The sequence below is a fragment of the Pseudomonas sp. EB271-G4-1 genome (genome assembly GCF_058791355.1).
The window spans coordinates 26315-46326 of record NZ_JBYTEO010000020.1; the positions used below are offsets into that span (position 1 = coordinate 26315).

Below are 20012 nucleotides of genomic sequence, written 5' to 3' on the forward strand. Positions count from 1 at the left end.
AGGTTAAGTGGGCTGCCCAACAGAATCAGGCCTGACGCTGGTGCTTGTCGATTTGCTCGTGACGTTCTTGAGCTTCGATGCAGTACTTGGTGGTCGGGCTGATCAGCAGGCGCTTGAGGCCAATAGGCTCGCCGCTGTCATCGCACCAGCCGAAGCTGTCTTCCTTGATGCGTTCCAGGGCTTGTTCCAACTGAGGCAGCATGCGCTGATCACGATCGATCGCGTTCACCAGCCAAGTGCGCTCTTCTTCAACGGAAGCGGCGTCCGCCGGGTCGGCTGGGGTGTCCAGGCTTTCGATGGCGATGCGGTTCTGTTCGATGCGCTCATGGGTTTCGACTTTCATGTTTTGCAACAGCTCAGAGAAAAAAGCATGTTGCTCGGCATTCATGTAGTCATCCGCCGGCATGGCCAGCAACTTGTCCTTTGTCATTGATATCTCTATAAAAAAACGTGCATTAAGGCGAATTAGGGAGCGTTGCGGCGGACCATCGAAGGTCATCGCAAAGGCGCCGTTTATACCAAGCGCCACCCGGCACTCAATTTACGAGGGGCGGCAGTCTAAGGCCGACTTGAGGCCTCAGCAACTGAAAAGACAGCGAATTTGTCCGACAAAGCCTCGAAAATGCTCTAAGACAGGCATCCAGGCGGATATCGGAGTGCGTTTATAGCAAGAAATTCAATCCTGCGAAGCTTATATAAAAGACAAACCGCTGAGCTGCATGCCCCGGTTTGCAGGTCGACCGGGCTCAGCTAAGGTTGTCGCTCGCGTAATGGCTATCTCAAGGAGCGGTTAAATGAAGCTGATCGGCATGCTGGATTCACCTTACGTGCGACGCGTCGCCATTTCTGCCAAGCGCCTGGGCATCGCCCTGGAGCACGAATCGGTGTCGGTGTTCAGGACCTTCGAGCAATTTCGGCAAATCAACCCGGTGGTCAAGGCGCCGACCCTGATACTGGATGACGGTGAAGTGTTGATGGATTCGACGCTGATCATCGATTATCTGGAGGCATTGGCCGGCCCGGATCGCAGCTTGATGCCTGCGGGTATCGAACATCGCCTGCGGTCACTGCGCCTGATTGGCCTGGCATTGGCTGCCAGCGAAAAGTCGGTGCAGCTTTATTATGAACGCAACCTACGCCCGGCAGAGATTCAATACGAGCCTTGGGTTGAACGGGTCGAGGGGCAATTGGCAGCCGCCTATTCGGCGCTGGAACGAGAGCTGGAAAAGCAGCCGCTGAAAAATGACGGCTCGATTGACCAGGCTGGTATTACCCTCGCTGTTGCGTGGAGCTTTACCCAGTATGTGGTGCCGGATCAGGTTCCGGTTGAGCGGTTCCCAAAAATCGCTGCGTTCACCCGCTATGCCGAGGGGCTTGAGGTGTTTATCGACACGCCGATTGACTGACGGCGTTACGGCCACCATCGCATCGCCAGCAAGCCGGCTCCTACAGGTGCGTTCCACACCTTTACATCCACCAGCAAAAACGCCGCTTCTGCCAAAAAGGCAGAAGCGGCACAGGCACGAGGCCAGGAACTATCAGTTCATGTAAACAACGCGATCAGAATGATGATCGGGATCGGTATGCCGAGAAAGAACAGCAGTAATGAACGCATGATGATTCTCCTGAGTTAGCGAACAGGTGTGGTGTTCACATAAGTGTCGGTTTCTACATACACCACGGCATCCCGACGACGACCTCCAAATGTTGCTGCAAGGCTGGCGAAGAACGCACCGGCCAAGAGCGCAACAAACATCCACAAGGTGGTCATGGCAGCGACTTTGGCGGCGGTATCAGCAGCTTGTTGCGCAGCCAGCTTGGCGTCCGCCACGGCTTTCTGCGTGCGGGCATAGACTTCGTCGACACGACGCTCGGCGTCCGCTTGGGGCAGGTTGGTCCGTTGCGCCACCAGTTGTGCCAGGTAAGTACGGTCTTCAGCGGCCAGCTGACCGTCTTTCAGTGAGCGCACGAAAATGCGCGTCACTGTGCCTCGGGCGGCGTCGTCGCTGAGGGCGGCCGGCTGGTCATTACGAAACAGGCTGTCGATGTAGTAGCCGTACTGATCGCTGTCAGTGTTGGCTGCCGCGGTGCCCGCCGCTGCTGTCATGGCAGTGGCGGCGCCACCGGCGACCTGCGCCCCGGCCTGCACGCCACCACTGACGATGCTGCTGACCGAACCGGCGACCAACGTGGCCGTCACCAGCGTCGCCACGCACCAGGCGAGAAAACCGTGGGCGGTATCGCGGAAATAAACTTCATCGCCATGCATGTAAGCCCACTTCACCCGCAGCCGGCCGGCGATATAGCCACCGGCGCCGGAAGCGACGATTTGCGTGACAGCCAGCCAGACAATCGTCGATATGCCCAAGCCCTTGGCGCTCATGCCTTCATTGGCCCACGGCGAAACTGCCGAAAACCCCAGGCCGAATCCGAGCAGTACCAGGATCAGCGACAACGCCGCCGCCGCCGCGGCCCCGGCGAAAATCGCCCCCCAGGACACGCCCGACACTGTGCTCGATTCATCCGTGGCGGGATAGAAACCCTCAGAGGATCTATTCATTGTTGTATCGCTCCAGGCAGAAAGATGGTGTTACAAGTCTCGAAGGAGCAATTGCAGTCACCGTGCCAGTCGCGGATTTTCAATAAATCCTTTTGTTTCAGAGATTTAGAAACTTTGAACTTCCCAGTTCCATGCAATTTGCAATGAACGGCTGGTCGCAGCGGGTTTTATGCATTAAACGACGATGGATGTGTCCATGAACTTTTATTTAGTAAGCCTTCGATCATTTCTTGGCAAAATGCTGCACTACGTTGTGAATACCTAATCAGGCCAGCCTTATGACCCGCATCTTGACCATCGAAGACGACGCCGTGACCGCACGGGAAATTGTCGCCGAACTGAGCAGCCACGGGCTCGACGTCGATTGGGTCGACAACGGTCGAGAGGGACTTGAGCGTGCGGTCAGCGGCAACTATGACCTGATCACCCTCGACCGCATGCTGCCCGAACTCGACGGCCTGGCGATTGTCACCACATTGCGCACCATGGGCGTGGCCACGCCTATCCTGATGATCAGCGCCCTTTCCGACGTCGACGAGCGCGTACGCGGCTTGCGTGCCGGGGGTGACGATTACCTGACCAAACCCTTCGCCACCGATGAAATGGCTGCCCGGGTCGAAGTCCTGCTGCGCCGGCAGAACACCGTGACGGCCCAGGCCACCACGCTGCGGGTGGCAGACCTGGAGCTGAACCTGATCAGCCACGAAGCCAGCCGCGACGGCCAGTTGCTCACCCTGCTGCCCACCGAGTACAAACTGCTGGAATTCCTGATGCGCAACACAGGGCAGATCCTCTCGCGGATGATGATTTTCGAAGAGGTCTGGGGTTATCACTTCGACCCCGGCACCAATTTGATCGACGTGCATATTGGTCGCCTGCGCAAGAAAATCGACCCACCTGGCAATGTTCCATTGATTCGAACGGTGCGAGGCTCGGGTTATGTCATTGCCGAACCCGTCTAAAGGCTGGCGTTCTTCCACCAGTCGCCTGCTGGCGCTCTACAGTGCGTTGTTCGTGGTCTGGAGCGGGATACTCATGGGGGTCATGTATTACGAGGTGTCCGCTTACCTCGACAACCTGGCCAAGCATTCGCTGATGCAACGCCAGCATCTGTTCTCGCACTTCCAGGGCGATCAACTGACGGACGCCCTTGCCGTCAGCATGACCTTCGACATCCGCGGCATCGACGCCTACGGCCTGTTCGATGCCGAACATCGTTACCTCAGCGGCGCCTTGCGCCACATTCCCAAAGGCCTGCCGCTGGACGGCAAGATTCACATGCTCAACGACTGCGCCGAGTCCGACGACCCGACCCTGCCCGTCGACAGCTGCGACGCGGTGGCAACCCAGACGAAAGATGGTCGCTGGCTGATCCTGGTGCGGGACAACGGTTCGTTGTTTGCCGTGACCCGGATCATCCTCCATGCCTTGTTCTGGGGCGTGACCCTGACCATCTTGCCGGGCATCGTTGGTTGGCACCTGTTGCGCCGCCGACCGCTACGGCGGATTCGCGCGATCCAGGGCAGCGCCGAAGCCATCGTCGCCGGGGACCTTACCCGGCGTCTGCCGCTGTCCAATCGCCGCGATGAACTGGACATGCTGGCCGCCATCGTCAACGCCATGCTCGAACGCATCGAGCGCTTGATGAACGAGGTCAAGGGCGTGTGCGACAACATCGCCCATGACTTGCGCACCCCGCTGACCCGCCTGCGCGCGCAGCTCTACCGCATGCAACAACAGGCCGGCGAAGGTTCGCCACAAGCGACGCAATTGGACGCGGTGTTGGCCGAGGCCGACACCCTGATGGCGCGTTTTCGCGGGCTGCTGCGGATTTCCGAACTGGAGGATCGCCAGCGCCGGTCCGGTTTCGTGCAATTGGACGCGGTGTCCTTGCTACAGGAACTGCATGAGTTTTATCTGCCATTGGCCGAGGACGATGGCCTGACGTTTGAACTGCAACTGCCCACATCGCTGCCTTCGCTCAATGGCGATCGCGCCCTGCTGTTCGAAGCGGTGGCCAATCTGTTGAGTAACTCGATCAAATTCACCCCGCCCGGTGGCCAGGTGATTTTGCGTGGGGTCAATGAGAACGGGCATACCCGCATCGAAGTACTCGACTCCGGCCCCGGCATTGCGGAGGCTGAACGCGAGGCGGTGTTCCAGCGCTTCTACCGCGCCGAGGCGGGGAATCAGAAAAGTGGTTTCGGCTTGGGGCTGTCGATCGTCGCGGCGATTGTCAGCTTGCACGGATTTGCGCTGGAGGTGGGGACAAGTGAGTTGGGTGGAGCGCGGTTGGTGCTCGATTGTCGGGAGAGTCTGATTACCCCCGCATGATCGTTCCCACGCGCCGCAAAGGAATGCCTCAAGGGACGCTCAGCGTTCCAGCTTGCGAAAGGGACGCGGAGCGTCCCGGGCTGCATTCCCACGCAGAGCGTGGGAACGATCAGTGATCAGGCTGGGTAGTTCGCCCGCAGGGCCTCAAGACCACCCTGGTAAATCCCGGTGAATAACGCCACGACTTCCTCATGGCTCACACCCACCGGCTCAAACCGACCGGACCAGGTCACCCGGGCGCCCTGCCCCTGCGCTTCAACGCGGATCGTCGCCAGATAATCAGTGGCCGGAAACGGCGCCTGCAAGATCGAGTAACTGTAGGTCTTGCCATCGTTGTCGAACGTTTGCAGGCGCTCAACCACCACCGCGCCGTCCGCCGTTTGCAGGCTGCGTACCCGCCCGCCTTCGCTGAGCTCACTCTTGGGAATGAACGGCAGCCAGTCCGGCAGCGAATTGAAACCGCCAATCAATTGCCAGACCTGATCGGCCGAGGCCGGGATGTCGATGGATGCTGAGGTTGTTGCCATGAAAAATACTCTCCAGATTCAAAAAGGTTCAGATCGCCAGGCTGTCGACGACACCGCCGTCGACCCGCAGGGCGGCGCCAGTGGTGGCCGAGGATAGCGGCGAAGCAATGTAGGCCACCAGGTTTGCGACCTCCTCGACATCCGCTACGCGCTGGATGATCGAGCTCGGCCGCGCCTTGCGCACGAACGCGTCGGCTTCTTCCCGAACGCTACGTCCGGAGGCGGCAATGGCGTCCTTGAGCATTTCCTCCACGCCGTCAGTGAGGGTCGGACCCGGCAGGATCGAGTTGACTGTCACCCCCGTGCCCGCCAGACGTTTGGCCAGGCCATGGGACACGGCCAGGTTGGCACTTTTGGTTACGCCGTAGTTGATCATTTCGGCGGGGATCGCCACGCCGGATTCCGAAGACAGGAAGATCACGCGGCCCCAGCCCTGCTTGACCATATCCGGCACGTAATGCCGGGCCAGGCGCACACCGGAGATCACGTTGACTTCATAGAAACGTGTCCACTCGCTGTCCGGGGTCTCGAAGAAGTCCACGTCGTTGTAGATCCCCAGGTTGTTGACCAGCACGTCAGCACGGGGCTCGGCGGCAAACAGTTTTTCCGCGCCTTCAGCCGTACCCAGGTCGGCGGTCAGCCCGCGCAGTTGAGCACCGGGCACTTGCTGACGAATGCTCGCCAGCGCCTGCTCGACTTTGGCCGTATCGCGGCCGATCACCACCACCGTGGCGCCGCATTCGGCCAGCGCCTTGCTGATCCCCAAGCCTATGCCGGCCGTGCTGCCGCTGACAATCGCCAGTTTTCCACTCAGATCGATTTTCATGCTCAAGCTCCAATGATGGGTAATGGGGCACGCTCGGAGACCAGCCTGGCGTCACGCAGGTCCTGCCAGAAAGCGGCTGGAACCACCTCCGCCAACGCCGAGATATCTTCGGCAATGCGCTCAGGACGGCTGGCACCTGGAATCGCCGCCGCCACCGCCGGGTTGGCCAGGGAGAACTGCAAAGCAGCCGCTTTGATGCTGACACCGTGGGCAGCGGCGATGCGCTTGATCTGCTCGACTTTATTGATGATCTGCGGGCTGGCCTTCTGGTATTCGAAGTGCGCGCCACCGGCCAGGATCCCCGAGCTATACGGACCGCCGACCACGATCTCGACGTTCTGCGCCAGTGCTGCGTCCATCAGACGCTGCAAGGCACGATCATGGTCGAGCAGAGTGTAGCGGCCCGCCAGCAAAAAACCGTCCGGTTGCGCTTCGCTCAGATCCAGGGTCAATTCGCACGGCTCGACCTTGTTCACCCCCAGGCCCCAGCCCTTGATCACGCCCTCTTCACGCAGGCGGGTCAGGACTTTGAACGCACCGGTACGGGCCTGGTTGAAGTACTCCAGCCATTGATCGCCGTAGAAGTCCTGGGCGATGTCGTGCACCCAGACGATGTCCAGGCGATCGGTTTGCAAACGCTTGAGGCTGTCTTCGATCGAACGCAGGGTCGCATCGGCGCTGTAGTCGTTGACGATCTTGTTCGGGCGACCATGCTCGAACACCCCGCTCTTCTCGCCCAAATCGCGAGCGGCGGCGTCTTCGACCTCGTCGAGAATCACCCGGCCGACCTTGCTGCTCAGTACATAGTCATCGCGGTTGTAGCGCGACAGCGCCTGGCCGAGGCGAATTTCCGACAGGCCCGAACCGTAGAACGGCGCGGTATCGAAATAACGCACACCGGCATCCCAGGCGGCGTGGACGGTGGCTTGCGCTTCTTCCTCGGGAATGGCGCGGAACATGTTGCCGAGCGGTGCAGTGCCGAAACCCAGTGCGCCGGGCAGTTTGTCTTTCAAGCTCATATTCAGATCCTCATCAGTTCAGTGGTCAGGTGGTGACCGTTGAGCAGATCCTAGATTGCGACCATCGGACCGTCCAAGACATAATATGCAGCACTTGAGTCCTTGGAGGTCTTACATGATCGACATCCGTCAATTGCGCTACTTCGTCGCCGTCGCCGAGGAAGAACACGTCGGTCGCGCCGCCGAACGCCTGCACATTTCCCAGTCGCCCCTGAGCCGGCAGATCGCCCAGCTCGAAGAACGCCTGGGCCTGACCCTGTTCGAGCGCAGCCAGCAACGCATCCGCCTGACCCGCGACGGCCAGACCTTCCTCGCCGAAACCCGCGCCCTGCTGACCCACGCCAACCGCCTGGAATCCCTCGGTAAACGCCTGGGGCGTGGCGAAGAAGGCGGCCTGTGCATCGGCTACATCGAAAACGCCATGCACGCCGGCGTCTTGCCCAATGCCTTGCGCGTGCTGCGTGTAAGCCGCCCGAACGTGCACATCGCGCTGTACAACCAGAGCTCCGCCGAACAACTCGAAGGCCTGCGTCAGCGTAGTCTGGATATCGCCCTGGTCAGTGAGCCGCCGACCGATGACGACCCTGACCTGCTGGGTTTCCAGGTGCTGGACGACCCTATGCTGCTGGCACTGCCCGAGCACCATCCGCTGGCCCGAAAGACCGTGCTGACCCCGCAAGATCTCGCCGATCAGGAGTGGATTGGCGTGCAACACCACCAGAATGTCAGCAGTCGCGAAAACTTCGTCAGCGCCTGCATCCGCGCAGGCTTCACCCCGGATATCCGTATGGAAGCCACCGGCCCTTTCACTGCGATGGCGCTGGTAGCGTCAGGACTGGGCATCGCCATGATTCAGAAAGGCTTGAGCCGCAACGCCCCCCCGGGCGTGGTACTGCGGGAAGTGCCGTGGATTGCCCTCACCAGACCATTGTGGGCGGCGTGGCACCGGATCAATCTGCGGCCGTTGGTGGAGACGTTCAGGAAGGTGCTGACGGAGTCGGAGCCGTTGCCCGCATAGGGCCGAAATCTCTGTGTGGCGAGGGGATTTATCCCCGTCAGGGCGCAAAGCGGCCTCAAAACTATAAACCGCGAAATACACCCTTCAAGTCGCCTGGCCTGCCGTCTTCGCTAGCAAACTCGTTCCTACAAGGTTTGGTGCTTTACTGAAAAGGTTCCCAACCCCAGCGAGCCTGCACCATGAACCGCAACGACCTACGACGCGTGGACATGAACCTGTTGGTGATTTTCGAAACGCTGATGTTCGAGAAGAACCTCACTCGGGCCGGCGAGAAGCTGTTCCTCGGCCAGCCTGCCGTCAGTGCGGCACTTGCGCGGTTGCGCGATCTGTTCGACGACCCGCTGCTGGTGCGTAACGGCCGGGTGCTGGAGCCGACGCCGCGGGCGCTGGTGATTCTCAAGGAGCTGCAACCGGCCATGGACACCATTTCCGGGGCGGTGAGCCGGGCCAAGGATTTCGACCCGTCCATCAGCCGCGATGTGTTTCGCATCGGCCTGTCCGACGATGCCGAGTTCGGCCTGTTTCCGCCGCTGCTCAAGCAGATTCGCGAAGAAGCGCAGAATGTCGTGGTGGTGGTGCGCCGGGTCAATTACCTGTTGATGTCGTCGATGCTTGCCAGCGGTGAGATTTCCGTCGGCATCAGCTACACCACGGAGCTGCCGGCCAACGCCAAACGCAAAAAGCTACGGGACCTGAGCGTCAAGGTGCTGCGTGGCGATGACAAGCCCGGCCCCCTGACCCTGGATGAATTCTGCGAGCGTCCCCACGCGCTGGTGTCGTTTTCCGGGGACTTGAGCGGCGCCATCGACAATGACCTGGCGCGCATCGGCCGCTCCCGCCGCGTGGTGCTGGCAGTGCCGCAGTTCTCGGGCCTGCGCGCCCTGCTGGCGGGTACCGACATGCTGGCCTCGGTGCCCGATTACGCCGCCTGCGCGCTGATCGAGGGCAGCAGCCTGTTGCGTGCCGACGACCCACCGTTCGAGATCAACCTGTCCGAACTGTCCATGGTCTGAAACGGCGTCAACGATAACGATCCGGCAGAACGTTGGTTGCGCTCGCGAATAGTGGAGCACATGTCGGCGCCACTGCCGGGGCATTGAGCGCGTTGAAGTGCGGGTCGGTCTCGCGCAGGTAGATCGGCATGTCCGTCATCGGCGGCATGGCCGGGATCTCGAAGTACATCTGGATCACCCAGCCACGGTGGTAGCTGGCGTGGTTGACCACGTGCATCAGCATCGCGCCGGCAGTCATGGTGCCGCTTTCGCCGGAAACGAAAGTGAACCTCAAGGGTTTGTCCAGCGAGGCATCGGTCTGCCTTGCGCTCCAGTTGCAGTACCAGCGATCCACGTCCTGTTGCGCCAGGCGCAGCACCGCCAGTTCAGGATGTACCAGTTCATGGGAGGTCTTGAAGCCGTGCCCTCGGCCTTCGAGGTGAGCCTGCCAGATACGGTCCACCACATAGATGTGATTGAGTGTGCCAATCATGTTCTTGAAGACCCCGGCGCGTTCTTTTTCGACTTCGCCGGGTGGCAATAGCGCCAGGTTATCGAAGAGGCGCTGGTTGGCCCATTGTTTGTAATCGGCAAGCATGCGGGCAGTGCGTACGTTGATCATCAGATGTCTCCGATGGCGAAGAGCACATTTTCCAAGGATAGCGCTATCTGCGCGTTGCGGTGCGGGCACTGATTATCGGTCACCCTGCACCTTTACCTTTACCTGTAGGAGCGAGCATGCTCGCGATGGACTCGAATACTGCGTTGGGTGTCAGCCAGCCAGCGTCATCGTTGACGACCATCGCGACGGTGCGACGATTCGACATGCTCGCTCCTACAGGTGCAGGGTGTTCATCACGTGCGCGGCCAACGCCAGGCAACTGGTCAGGCCTGGTGATTCGATGCCGAACAGATTGACCAGCCCGGGAATGCCATGCTCGGCGGGGCCACTGATGCGAAAGTCGGCGGCCGGCTCGTTCGTGCCGCTGATTTTCGGGCGAATGCCGCTATAGGCCGGTTGCAGGCTGTCATTCGGCAAGCCCGGCCAGTAACGGCGGATCGCCGCGTAAAAGTCGTCGGCCCGGGCTGGATCCACGCGGTAATCGACCCTGTCGACCCATTCCACATCCGGCCCGAAACGCGCCTGACCAGCGAGGTCTAGGGTCATGTGCACACCCAGCCCGGCGCTTTCCGGTGCCGGGTACACCAGATGGCGGAACGGCGCGCGGCCACTGAAACTGAAATAGCTGCCCTTGCACAATCGCGCCTGGGGAACGTATTGCGTTGGCAGGCCAGCGATTCGGCTTGCCACTTCCGGCGCGGACAATCCCGCACAGTTGATCAGCTCGCGGCAGCTCAAGGTCATGGGCTCGGCGCCACCCATGTGCAACTCGAAACCCTGTTCACTGCAGCGCGCCGACAACAGCGGCGTGTGAAAGGCCAGCGATGCGCCCAAGGCCTCGGCATCGGCCTGCAACGCCAGCATCAGGCCATGGGAGTCGACAATGCCGGTGGATGGCGACCACAGCGCGGCAACACAGGACAATTCAGGCTCCAGCGCCCGCGCCTGACCGGCCTCCAGCCATTGCAGGTCATCGACGCCATTGCGCCGGCCCTGCTCGAGCAAACCCTGCAAGGTCACACGCTGCGCATCATCGATGGCGACGATCAGCTTGCCCAGCCGACGATAATTGACGCCGTGGTCGTCGCAGAAGGCGTAAAGGCGTTGCTTGCCCTCCACGCACAACCGCGCCTTGAGACTGCCACTGGGGTAATAGATACCGGCGTGGATCACCTCGGAATTGCGTGAACTGATACCCACGCCAATCCCTTCGCCGGCCTCGACCAGGATCACTTCGCGTCCGCCCATGGCCAGGGCCCTGGCCACCGCCAGCCCGACCACACCAGCCCCGACCACAACGCAGTCGACATCAACGCTCATCAAGCCAGCCCTCGCTCCCGGTAATCGATCAGGCTGGAGAATATCGCCAGCAGCATGGCCATGACCACGAAGAAGATCAGCACCAGGAAATACGAGCCGGTGAACTGCACGATCAAACCGATCAGGATCGGCACGATCACCCCCGCCATATTGCCGCAGAAGTTCATGGTGCCGGCCAGCACACCGGTTTTCGACGTGCCGCCGAGGATCGACGGAATGCACCAGTACATGCCGCACCAGCGAATGAAAAACATCGCCACGCACAGCAGGCCGATCGCCTGGCTGGCCTCGGAGGCGTACGCCGTTCCCAGCATGCACAGCGCCGCCACCAGTGCCGAACCGCTGAACATGCTGCGCATTACCAGGTTGGGCGAGGCGCCGCTGGATTTCCACTTATCTCCCAGGTAGCCGCCGACCAGTTCGCCGACGAAGCCGCACATGAAGATCAGGAAAGTCGCGCCACCCATGCCGGAAATGTTCAGGCCGTGGGTCTGGTGCAGGTAGCTCGGCATCCAGGTCAGCAGGCCGTAGAACACGCTGAGGATGCAGCAGTAACCGGCGAACATCGCCAGCACCGAACGGTCCTTGAGCAGTTCCTTGAACGGGATGCTGGTGACCGCGCCGGGCTTGTTGACCGTGGCGTTGCCCTCGGTGATGTGCGCCAGTTCCGCGGCATTGACGCCGGGGTGTTCGCTGGGGTGGTTGCGAATGTACTTCCAGGCCAGCACGCCGGCGAGCATGGTGCCGACCCCGGCGATCACGAACGCGATGCGCCAGGAGTCGAACCAGCCGATCAGCCCGGCAATGATGATCGCGCCGAAGGCACTGCCCAGCGGCGCACCGCCGTCGACCAGTACCGCGCCACGTCCGCGTTCGTTGGGCGTCAGCCACGCGCCGTTGAGCTTGGCGCCGGCGGGCATGATCGGCGACTCGGCAATGCCCAGGCCCATGCGGGTGAGCAACAGGGTGATCCAGTTATGCGCCCCGGCGGCCAGGGCCTGGAAGGCGCCCCAGGCCACCGTCGCAACGACGATGACGCGGCGGGTATGGAATCGATCCAGCAGCATGCCGCCGGGGATCTGCATCAAGGCGTAGGACCAGAAAAACGCGCTGAGCATCAGGCCCTCGAGGGCCGGCGGGATCTGGAACTCGCTGGATATCAGCGGCAACGCCACCGACAGCGAGGCGCGGTCGATGTAGTTGATCGCGGTCAGCAACAACATGATGAGGAAAATTCGCCAGCGCACGTTGGTGGCACGCATCGTTGCGTTTGCTGCTGGCAACGCCAGGCTTTCGGCACTCGGATTGTTCATGTGGGGCGCTCTTATTGTTGTGGAACAAGCGGCCCCACTCTAATCACGCCCCCGAGTGCTGAATAATGATGGGATCTGATTGGGGGATCACCGGATGTCATCCCCTGGAAATGCCTGAAGGATTTGTGTTGGATCAATGGCCTCTTCGCGGGCAAGTCGAAGGGGCCGGATGAGTCAACACCAAACCGGAAGACTAGTCAGAACGTTCCCGGGTAACTGCCACCATCGAGCAACAGGTTCTGCCCAGTGAGAAAACCGGACTGGGCACTGCAAATGAATGCGCAATAAGCACCGAACTCATCGGGCTGGCCGAAGCGTTGGGCCGGGACGTTTTTACGCCGTTGCTCGGCGATGCTTTCGACGCTGGCGCCCTTGGCTTCGGCGGCGGCATTGAGGGTCTTGTGCAGCCGTTCGGTCTCGAACGGCCCCGGCAGCAGGTTGTTGACGGTGACGTTGTTGCCGGCCAAGCGGGCCTGGCGCGCCAGCCCGGCGATGAAACCGGTCAAGCCACTGCGGGCGCCGTTGGACAACCCCAACACATCGATCGGCGCTTTCACGGCGCCTGAGGTGATGTTGACGATGCGTCCGAAACCGCGCTCGGCCATGCCATCGACACAGGCCTTGATCAGCTCGATGGGCGTGAGCATGTTGGCATCCAGCGCCTTGAGCCAGTCTTCGCGCTGCCAGTCGCGAAAATCCCCCGGTGGCGGCCCGCCGGCGTTGTTGACCAGGATATCCACCTGCGGACACGCCGCCAGCACCTGTGCGCGCACCTCAGGTGTGCTGATGTCCCCGGCCACTGTGCGCACTTCGATGTTCGGCGCCAGAGTGCGCAGCTCAGTGGCCGCCGCCTGCAAGGTGTCGTTACCACGGGCATTGATCACCAGGTTCACGCCCTCCTTCGCCAAGGCCCGCGCACAGGCCAGGCCCAAGCCCTTGCTGGCGGCGCAGACGATGGCCCAGCGCCCCGAAATACCCAAATCCATGACGATGCTCCTGACGGTTGGAAAGGCTCACGTTACCACCGTGCACCCGCCACTCGGGGGATGACAAAGGGTGATCGCTGAATCAGGTCTTTTCATTATCGACAGGCGGCGGTGCTCATTACTGTTTCGGGACCCAATAAGAAACCGGAGACACACATGAACCCGTTCCAGTTCTATTTCCCCACAACCTTGAAAAGCGGCAACGGCCTGGCGCGTCAGGCCGGCGCATTGCTCAAGCCCCATGTTGGAAAAAAACTGCTGGTGATCACCGACGAAGGCTTGATGGCATCGGGAGTGATGGAGAGTTTTTTCGCCTCGCTGGCCGAGCGTGACATTGGCTACGAAGTGTTTGCCGGCGTCGAACCCAACCCCACCACGGATGTGCTGGAGCGCGCCGTAGCCTTCCTGAAAAACCACGAATGCGACGCGGTGATCGGCGTAGGTGGCGGCAGCAGCATCGACACCGCCAAGGGTGTCGCGGCCATGGCCACCAACCCCGGTAACATTCTCGACTACGAGGGCTACGACAAACTGCTGCACCCGCCCCTGCCGATCTTTGCCATTCCCACCACCTCGGGCACCGGCAGCGAGTGCACGGCGTCCACGGTGTTCACCAACACCAAAACCCTGTTCAAGACCGTGATCATCAGCCCGGCACTGTTTCCAACACTGGCGATTCTCGACGCCGAACTGACCCTCAAGCTGCCGCCGTCGATCACCGCGGCCACCGGCATGGACGCACTGACCCACGCCATCGAATCCTACGTCTCGAAGCAGGCCAATCCGGTCAGCCAGGCCCTGGCCCTGCAAGCGATCAAGATGATCTGCTCCCACCTGCCGAAAGCCTTTTTCAGCGGCTCCGATTTGCACGCCCGGGAGCAGATGTTGCTCGGTTCGTTCCTCGCCGGCGTCGCCTTCGCCCAATCGAAACTGGGCAACGTGCATGCGATCTCCCACACCTTCGGCGGCGTGTTCAACATCCCCCACGGCATCGCCAACGCGACGCTGTTGCCCTACGTCATCGAATACAACCTGCCGGCCTGCCCTGAGCTGTTCCGCGAGATCGCCATCGCCATGGGCGAAGACGTCAGCGGCCTGAGCCCCGCCCATGCCGGTCACAAAGTGGTGGAGCACGTGATGGCGCTGAACAAGGCCATCGGCATTCCCGACAACATCAAGGACCTGGGGGTGGACCTGGACTACATGCCGCAAATGGTCAGCGACTCGATGCGCAGCGGCAACGTGCTGGTCAACCCGCGCCTGACCCAGGCTTCCGACATCGAGCGGATCATCGGCAACGCCTTCCACGGCCTTCATTCCTGAGAGAGAGAACCCCTATGTTCTACGAGATGCGCACCTACACCCTGCAGATCGGCAAGATGCAAACCTACCTCAAGCACTTCGAGGAAAACGGCCTGCCGGTGATCTCCCGCTATGCCACGCTGGTGGGCTGGTGGTACACCGAAATCGGCGAGCTTAACCAGGTGATTCACATCTGGGCCTACGAGAGCCTGGACGAACGCATCAAGAAACGCGCCGCGCTGTACCAGGACCCCGACTGGCTCGAAGGCTTCGTGCCGATCGCATTCCCCATGCTGGAAAAGATGGAGTCGAAACTGCTGATGCCGGCGCAGTTTTCGCCGATCAAATAATCTTTCTGACAAACAACACTAAACCTGTGGGAGCGGGCTTGCCCGCGATAGCGGTGTGTCAGTCAGCAAAAATTTCGACTGACACTCCCTCATCGCGGGCAAGCCCGCTCCCACAGGGGACTGCGCAAGCCGCTCGAACAAGGACAGATCCCATGTGCGACCACAACACCAACAACACCGCCGCCGACCGTTCTCCCGACATCAAGGCCTTGCTCGAAGGCCTGCCCACCAACTGGGGCAAATGGGGGCCGGACGATGAGGTCGGCGCCCTGAACTACCTGCAAAGCGCCGAGATCCTGCGCGGTATCGGCGCCGTGCGCCAGGGCAAGACTTTCACCCTGCAAGTGCAGATCGGCCATCCCAAGGGTGAGCCGCTGTGGCCTGGCCGACGCCCGTCAATGCGGGTCAACGTATTGGACAAAGGCCACTTCCTGGCCGGCAAGACCCACTTCGACGGCCATGTCGAATACGCCGACGACGTGATCTTCATGCACCTGCAAGGCTCGACCCAATACGACGCCCTCGGCCACGTCTGGCACGACAACAAACTGTGGAACGGCTACGACGCCATGAGCACCATCGGTGGCATGGACAAGGCCAGCATCCTGCCGATTGCCGAGCGCGGGATTGTCGGGCGCGCGGTGCTGATCGACATGGCCCGCCATCGCGGCAAAGCGGTGCTGGACAAGGGCGAAACCTTCAATCACCTCGACCTGCTGGCCGCTGCGAAGGCCCAGGGTATCGAAATCCAAAAACGCGACATCCTGATCATCCGCACCGGCTGGATCGGTTCATTCTATGAGCGCGAACCGGATGAGTTCTACAAGGATTTCGCCGAGCCGGGCCTGACCTTCAGCCGGGAGCTGGTGGAGTGGTTTCACCAGATGGAAATCCCCAACCTGGTGACCGATACCATGGCCAACGAAGTGGCGGTCGACCCGGCCACAGGGGTGTTGATCCCGCTGCACAACGCCTTGATGCGCAACCTTGGCGTGACCTTCACCGAAGTCGCGATGCTCGATGAGCTGGCCAGCGATTGCGCCGAAGACGGTCAGTGGCAGTTCCTCTACACCGCCGCGCCGCTGAAGATCGTGGGCGGCACGGGGGCGCCGGTGAACCCGATCGTCATCAAGTAAGCAGATCTCGCTGCAATTCGTTGATCAGCAGGGTCGCCGCCGGAGACAAATCGGCGCCCGCCCGGCTGATCACGCCATAAGGCTCGATCAGCGCACGCATCGACACCGGCAGCTTCACCAGCAACTCGTGTTGCTCGCAGAACTGCGCCACTTCCACCGGGATTACCGCCAGCAACGTCGGGTCCTGTTGCACCAGCAAAATGGTGGCGAAGGTCGACGAGGTTTCCAGCGGATACCGCGGAATTTCCAGCCCCGCCTCGTTCAGTTCGCGCTCCAGGGCCTGGCGCATCGGCATGTCCTTGGGATAGACCACCCAGCGGTAATCGCTCAATTGCGCCAGCTGCAACGACTCGGTACGGGCCAGCGGATGATCCTTGCTGGCGACCACGGCCAAGGGCTCTTCGCTCAGTTCAATGCAGTCATAGGCGTCAGAGCGCTGGCCGACGCTGGTCCGACAGATCGCCAGGTCCAGTCGCCCCTGATCCAGCAGCCCAAGCAAGGTCGCGCTGGTGTTTTCCACCAGCTCCACCGACAGCTCCGGTTGCTTGAGCCGCAGCTCGGTCAGGGCCCGGGTCAGCAGCGGCACCGCCCCCATGATCACCCCCACCGACAACCGCCCGCCCTGCCCCTGCATGATGCTGAGCATTTCCTCGCGCAGATGCTCCACATCGCTGTAGATCAGCCGTGCATAACGAATCATGCAACGCCCCATTTCATTGGCCACCAGGCCCTTGGGCTGGCGCTCGAACAAGGGCATGCCGAGCAGTGACTCGACCTCATGCAGGGCCTTGGTGGCGCCGGACTGGGAAATCGAAATCTGCTCGGCGGCCTTGTGCAGGGAGCCGCGGTCATCCAGTGCGATCAACAAGCGCAGTTGCTTGAGGCGCAAGCGTGAAGCGATGCTGCCAAGGGAAGGAACCATATCGGTGTGTGCTCGATTCAATGTGCAATCCATCAAGGCCCACGCCAGCCGCGCCGACGTGGGCGGCGGGTCAGTTCAGGGTCAACCGGCTCCACTGGCCATCGACCAGTCGATCGAGACCCAGCGGGTTAGCGTTTTGCAGCGCGGGCGGCAGGTACTCATCAGGATAGTTCTGGTAGCAAACAGGGCGCAGGAAGCGATCGATGGCCAGGCTGCCGACCGAGGTGCCACGCGCATCCGACGTCGCCGGATAAGGCCCGCCGTGGACCATCGCATCGCTGACTTCGACGCCGGTGGGATAACCGTTGAGCAGCAAGCGCCCGACCTTGTCCTCCAGCAACGGCAGCAGACCACTGAAGCGATCCAGATCCGCAGGTTCTGCAATCAGCGTGGCGGTCAGCTGTCCGTGCAAACGGTCGAGCACCGCGCGCAACTGCGGCTGGTCAGCTACCTCGACCACCACCGTGGCCGGGCCGAATATCTCTTCCTGCAACAGCGCATCGCCGTCGAGCAACAGCTGCACATCGGCCTTGAACAACTGCGGCTGCGCCTTGGAATGTTCTTGCGGCTGACCGGCCAGGTGATCGACAAGGTCGTGCGCAGCGATGTGCGCAAGTCCTGCGCGATAACTGTTGAGCGCGCTTGTGTTGAGCATGGTCTGGGGCGGTTGGCTGCCCATGTTCTGTGCGAAGGCTTGCAGGAACTCGCTGAACTGCGGCGAGCGCAGACCGATGATCAAGCCGGGGCTGGTGCAGAACTGGCCACAGCCAAGGTTGACCGAGGCCGTCAGCTCCTCGGCAATTTTCTGGCCTCGTTGGCCCAAGGCTTCAGGCAGTACGATCACCGGGTTGATGCTAGACATCTCGGCGAACACCGGGATCGGTTGCGCCCGCGCAGCGGCCAGATCGGCCAGGGCCCGACCGCCCTTGAGCGAGCCGGTGAAGCCCACGGCCTTGATGCCATCGGCCATGACCAGCGCCTGGCCCACGCCGGCGCCGTAGATCATGTTGAACACCCCCGACGGCATGGCCGTGCGTTGCGCCGCGCGAACGATGGCACCCGCCACCCGCTCGGCCGTCGCCATGTGCCCGCTGTGGGCCTTGAACACCACCGGGCAACCGGCGGCCAGGGCCGAGGCGGTGTCGCCGCCGGCGGTGGAAAACGCCAGGGGAAAGTTGCTTGCACCGAACACCGCCACCGGACCGACGCCGATGCGGTACTGACGAATATCCGGCCGTGGCAACGGCGTGCGTTCAGGCAGCGCCTGGTCGATCCGCGCAGCGAGAAAATCACCACGGCGCAGTACCTGGGCAAACAGGCGCAGTTGGCCGCTGGTGCGACTGCGTTCACCGCGAATCCGCCCCTCGGGCAACGCGGTTTCCTGGCAGACCAGAGCGGTGAAATCATCCCCCATGTCATCGATTTCCTCGGCGATGGCGTCGAGAAATTCGGCCCGGCGCAAAGGCGACAGCTGGCGAAACGGCGCAAACGCGCGCGTTGCCGCCGATACCGCCAGCTCGACTTCCTGCTCGGTGGCCTGATGGAAAACATACGGCAGCGCATGGCCGGTGCTGGCATCGACGCTGTGCAGGGTCTCGCGGCCCAGGGCACTGCGCTGCCCATCGATGAACTGCTGGCCCAAAATATCGGACATCAAAAATCTCCCTCGCCTGCGCTCGGCAGGCGATGACTCGAATGAAAGGGATGCGCCAAAAACGCACGCTTCACTCTATGGGCCGGGGTCAGGGGCAAACAAATGACAACAACGGGCCGGGGGATGAGCGTTTGTCATCCCCCGGCTTGGTGCTGCCTTTCAGCGAATCGCCACCGGGTTGATGTTGACCTGGGTCGAGCCCCTGTACAGCGGCTGTCCGAGCACGAACATGAAGGTCCAGGCCTTGTCCCGCACCAGCGCGCGGCTGTCGATCAGCTCAAGGTTGTAGATGCCGTTTTTCGCCAGCATGAACTGGTTGACCGGGAACTCCTGGCCGTCGGTGCCAGGGTAGATTTCCGAGGCCCAGGTATCACCGCCGAACGCGACGATCTGCTTGCCCGCCAGCCATTTGGCCGCCGCCATGCCGATGCCCGGCTCCACAGCGAGGAATTTCTCGTTGTCCTTGCCCAGCAGCTCCAGCCAACCGGTATTGAACAGCACCACATCGCCCTTCTCGATGCTGACGCCTTGCAGATCCAGGGCTTTCTGGATATCGGCGACAGTGAACTCGGTTTTCTCCGGTACGATGGCGCTGCCATACACGGCGGTCATGTCCAGCACCACGCCACGGGTGACGATGGGCGGGACTTTTTCGATGCCGAGTTTTTGCACCCCTTCCACGGTCACGAAGTCCGCCGCGCGGTTGCCGTTGTAGTAGACGTTGTCGATGCCAATGTGGCCGATGCCGTTGAGTTGGGTGCCGACCCCGGTCCAGCCCACCACCAGTTCATCGTTGAAGGTGAATTTGTTGGGGCCCATGGTGGTACCGCCCGCTTCCCCCGGCTGGACGTTGGTCAGGTGAAAACTGCGATGCCGGAACGCCGGCAGGTTTTTATCGATGGGCACGGCCAACGGGTAGGTCTTGCCGGTCTTGATCAGCTTGGCGGCGTTGAGTACCGAGTTGGCATCGAGCAGGTTCAACGCACCGATTTCGTCATCGGTGCCGTATTTTGAGGGGTACCATTTTTCGCCATCGGCGGCGTTTGCGGCGTTGAAGGTGAGCAGCAGGGCAAAAGGCAGGGCCAATCGATTGAACATGAAGGAGGTCCGCATCTGGTTTCAGTGAACCCA

General features: G+C 61.4%; 20 protein-coding genes and 1 pseudogene. 8 read left to right on the plus strand and 13 right to left on the minus strand.

The genetic code is table 11. The annotated features are described in order from the left end of the window. Positions 1 to 25: 25 nt before the first annotated feature. Positions 26 to 430, minus strand: a complete 405-nt coding sequence (locus AC3WWR_RS12055; RefSeq protein WP_007935965.1) for a TraR/DksA family transcriptional regulator — start codon at positions 428 to 430, stop codon at positions 26 to 28. Positions 431 to 794: 364 nt separating this feature from the next. On the opposite strand from AC3WWR_RS12055, the gene AC3WWR_RS12060 reads away from it, so the two are divergent. Next, complete coding sequence (locus tag AC3WWR_RS12060) at positions 795 to 1406, plus strand: glutathione S-transferase (protein WP_020796730.1); 612 nt, start codon at positions 795 to 797, stop codon at positions 1404 to 1406. Positions 1407 to 1630: 224 nt separating this feature from the next. On the opposite strand, the gene AC3WWR_RS12065 is transcribed toward AC3WWR_RS12060, so the two are convergent. Further along, the gene (locus AC3WWR_RS12065) at positions 1631 to 2560 is read right to left on the minus strand and encodes a hypothetical protein (RefSeq protein WP_042955307.1); all 930 of its coding nucleotides are present in this window, start codon (positions 2558 to 2560) and stop codon (positions 1631 to 1633) included. 278 nt (positions 2561 to 2838) lie between these two features. Here AC3WWR_RS12065 and AC3WWR_RS12070 point away from each other — a divergent pair, with 278 nt between their 5' ends. Both AC3WWR_RS12070 and AC3WWR_RS12075 read left to right on the plus strand, forming a co-directional pair. Further along, complete coding sequence (locus tag AC3WWR_RS12070) at positions 2839 to 3522, plus strand: response regulator transcription factor (protein ID WP_020796732.1); 684 nt, start codon at positions 2839 to 2841, stop codon at positions 3520 to 3522. Further along, positions 3500 to 4894: a sensor histidine kinase gene (locus AC3WWR_RS12075; protein ID WP_020796733.1), complete on the plus strand. Its 1395-nt coding sequence runs from the start codon at positions 3500 to 3502 to the stop codon at positions 4892 to 4894. The genes AC3WWR_RS12070 and AC3WWR_RS12075 overlap by 23 nt, the downstream gene beginning before the upstream one ends. A 116-nt stretch (positions 4895 to 5010) precedes the next feature. On the opposite strand, the gene AC3WWR_RS12080 is transcribed toward AC3WWR_RS12075, so the two are convergent. From AC3WWR_RS12080 to AC3WWR_RS12090, 3 genes are read right to left on the minus strand one after another with little or no spacing between them, the layout of a single operon-like run. Then, the gene (locus AC3WWR_RS12080; RefSeq protein WP_033044548.1) at positions 5011 to 5421 is read right to left on the minus strand and encodes an SRPBCC family protein; all 411 of its coding nucleotides are present in this window, start codon (positions 5419 to 5421) and stop codon (positions 5011 to 5013) included. 28 nt (positions 5422 to 5449) lie between these two features. Beyond that, complete coding sequence (locus AC3WWR_RS12085) at positions 5450 to 6247, minus strand: SDR family NAD(P)-dependent oxidoreductase (RefSeq protein ID WP_033044549.1); 798 nt, start codon at positions 6245 to 6247, stop codon at positions 5450 to 5452. Positions 6248 to 6249: 2 nt separating this feature from the next. Continuing rightward, positions 6250 to 7266, minus strand: coding sequence for an aldo/keto reductase (locus AC3WWR_RS12090; RefSeq protein ID WP_020796736.1), 1017 nt, complete (start codon positions 7264 to 7266; stop codon positions 6250 to 6252). 115 nt (positions 7267 to 7381) lie between these two features. Here AC3WWR_RS12090 and AC3WWR_RS12095 point away from each other — a divergent pair, with 115 nt between their 5' ends. Then, entirely contained in the window at positions 7382 to 8284 is a 903-nt protein-coding gene (locus tag AC3WWR_RS12095; protein WP_020796737.1) for a LysR substrate-binding domain-containing protein, read from the plus strand. 179 nt (positions 8285 to 8463) lie between these two features. Then, positions 8464 to 9384, plus strand: a pseudogene (locus tag AC3WWR_RS12100) (LysR substrate-binding domain-containing protein). On the opposite strand, the gene AC3WWR_RS12105 reads toward AC3WWR_RS12100, so the two are convergent. From AC3WWR_RS12105 to AC3WWR_RS12125, 5 genes are all read right to left on the minus strand, one after another. After that, positions 9305 to 9898, minus strand: a complete 594-nt coding sequence (locus tag AC3WWR_RS12105) for a DinB family protein (protein ID WP_033044551.1) — start codon at positions 9896 to 9898, stop codon at positions 9305 to 9307. The pseudogene AC3WWR_RS12100 and the gene AC3WWR_RS12105 sit on opposite strands and share 80 nt — an antisense overlap. A 79-nt stretch (positions 9899 to 9977) precedes the next feature. Further along, complete coding sequence (locus AC3WWR_RS12110; RefSeq protein ID WP_492598719.1) at positions 9978 to 10103, minus strand: hypothetical protein; 126 nt, start codon at positions 10101 to 10103, stop codon at positions 9978 to 9980. Between the two features lie 8 nt (positions 10104 to 10111). After that, positions 10112 to 11218 (minus strand): NAD(P)/FAD-dependent oxidoreductase, encoded by a 1107-nt coding sequence (locus tag AC3WWR_RS12115; protein ID WP_492598720.1) that lies wholly within the window; start codon positions 11216 to 11218, stop codon positions 10112 to 10114. Next, positions 11218 to 12531 carry an MFS transporter gene (locus AC3WWR_RS12120; protein WP_492598721.1) on the minus strand — a complete coding sequence of 438 codons (1314 nt, stop codon included), beginning with the start codon at positions 12529 to 12531 and terminating at the stop codon, positions 11218 to 11220. Before AC3WWR_RS12120 ends, AC3WWR_RS12115 begins: the two co-directional genes overlap by 1 nt. Before the next feature lie 197 nt (positions 12532 to 12728). Next, positions 12729 to 13517 (minus strand): SDR family oxidoreductase, encoded by a 789-nt coding sequence (locus AC3WWR_RS12125; protein ID WP_020796742.1) that lies wholly within the window; start codon positions 13515 to 13517, stop codon positions 12729 to 12731. A 156-nt stretch (positions 13518 to 13673) separates the two neighbouring features. Between AC3WWR_RS12125 and AC3WWR_RS12130 the strand changes: the two genes are divergently transcribed. The 3 genes from AC3WWR_RS12130 (at position 13674) to AC3WWR_RS12140 (ending at position 16305) form a co-directional block, all read left to right on the plus strand. Next, positions 13674 to 14840 carry an iron-containing alcohol dehydrogenase gene (locus tag AC3WWR_RS12130; RefSeq protein WP_492598722.1) on the plus strand — a complete coding sequence of 389 codons (1167 nt, stop codon included), beginning with the start codon at positions 13674 to 13676 and terminating at the stop codon, positions 14838 to 14840. A gap of 14 nt (positions 14841 to 14854) precedes the next feature. Continuing rightward, positions 14855 to 15169, plus strand: coding sequence for an NIPSNAP family protein (locus AC3WWR_RS12135; RefSeq protein WP_008054497.1), 315 nt, complete (start codon positions 14855 to 14857; stop codon positions 15167 to 15169). A 152-nt stretch (positions 15170 to 15321) separates the two neighbouring features. Further along, the gene (locus AC3WWR_RS12140; RefSeq protein WP_020796745.1) at positions 15322 to 16305 is read left to right on the plus strand and encodes a cyclase family protein; all 984 of its coding nucleotides are present in this window, start codon (positions 15322 to 15324) and stop codon (positions 16303 to 16305) included. Here the strand turns inward: AC3WWR_RS12140 and AC3WWR_RS12145 are convergent. The 3 genes from AC3WWR_RS12145 to AC3WWR_RS12155 all read right to left on the minus strand — a co-directional run bounded on the left by AC3WWR_RS12145 (position 16298) and on the right by AC3WWR_RS12155 (position 19979). Continuing rightward, the gene (locus AC3WWR_RS12145; protein ID WP_020796746.1) at positions 16298 to 17227 is read right to left on the minus strand and encodes a LysR family transcriptional regulator; all 930 of its coding nucleotides are present in this window, start codon (positions 17225 to 17227) and stop codon (positions 16298 to 16300) included. The two genes, AC3WWR_RS12140 and AC3WWR_RS12145, sit on opposite strands and share 8 nt — an antisense overlap. 70 nt (positions 17228 to 17297) lie before the next feature. Next, positions 17298 to 18881, minus strand: a complete 1584-nt coding sequence (locus tag AC3WWR_RS12150; protein ID WP_492598723.1) for an aldehyde dehydrogenase (NADP(+)) — start codon at positions 18879 to 18881, stop codon at positions 17298 to 17300. A 159-nt stretch (positions 18882 to 19040) separates the two neighbouring features. After that, positions 19041 to 19979, minus strand: coding sequence for a cyclase family protein (locus AC3WWR_RS12155; RefSeq protein WP_020796748.1), 939 nt, complete (start codon positions 19977 to 19979; stop codon positions 19041 to 19043). Between the last annotated feature and the right edge of the window lie 33 nt (positions 19980 to 20012).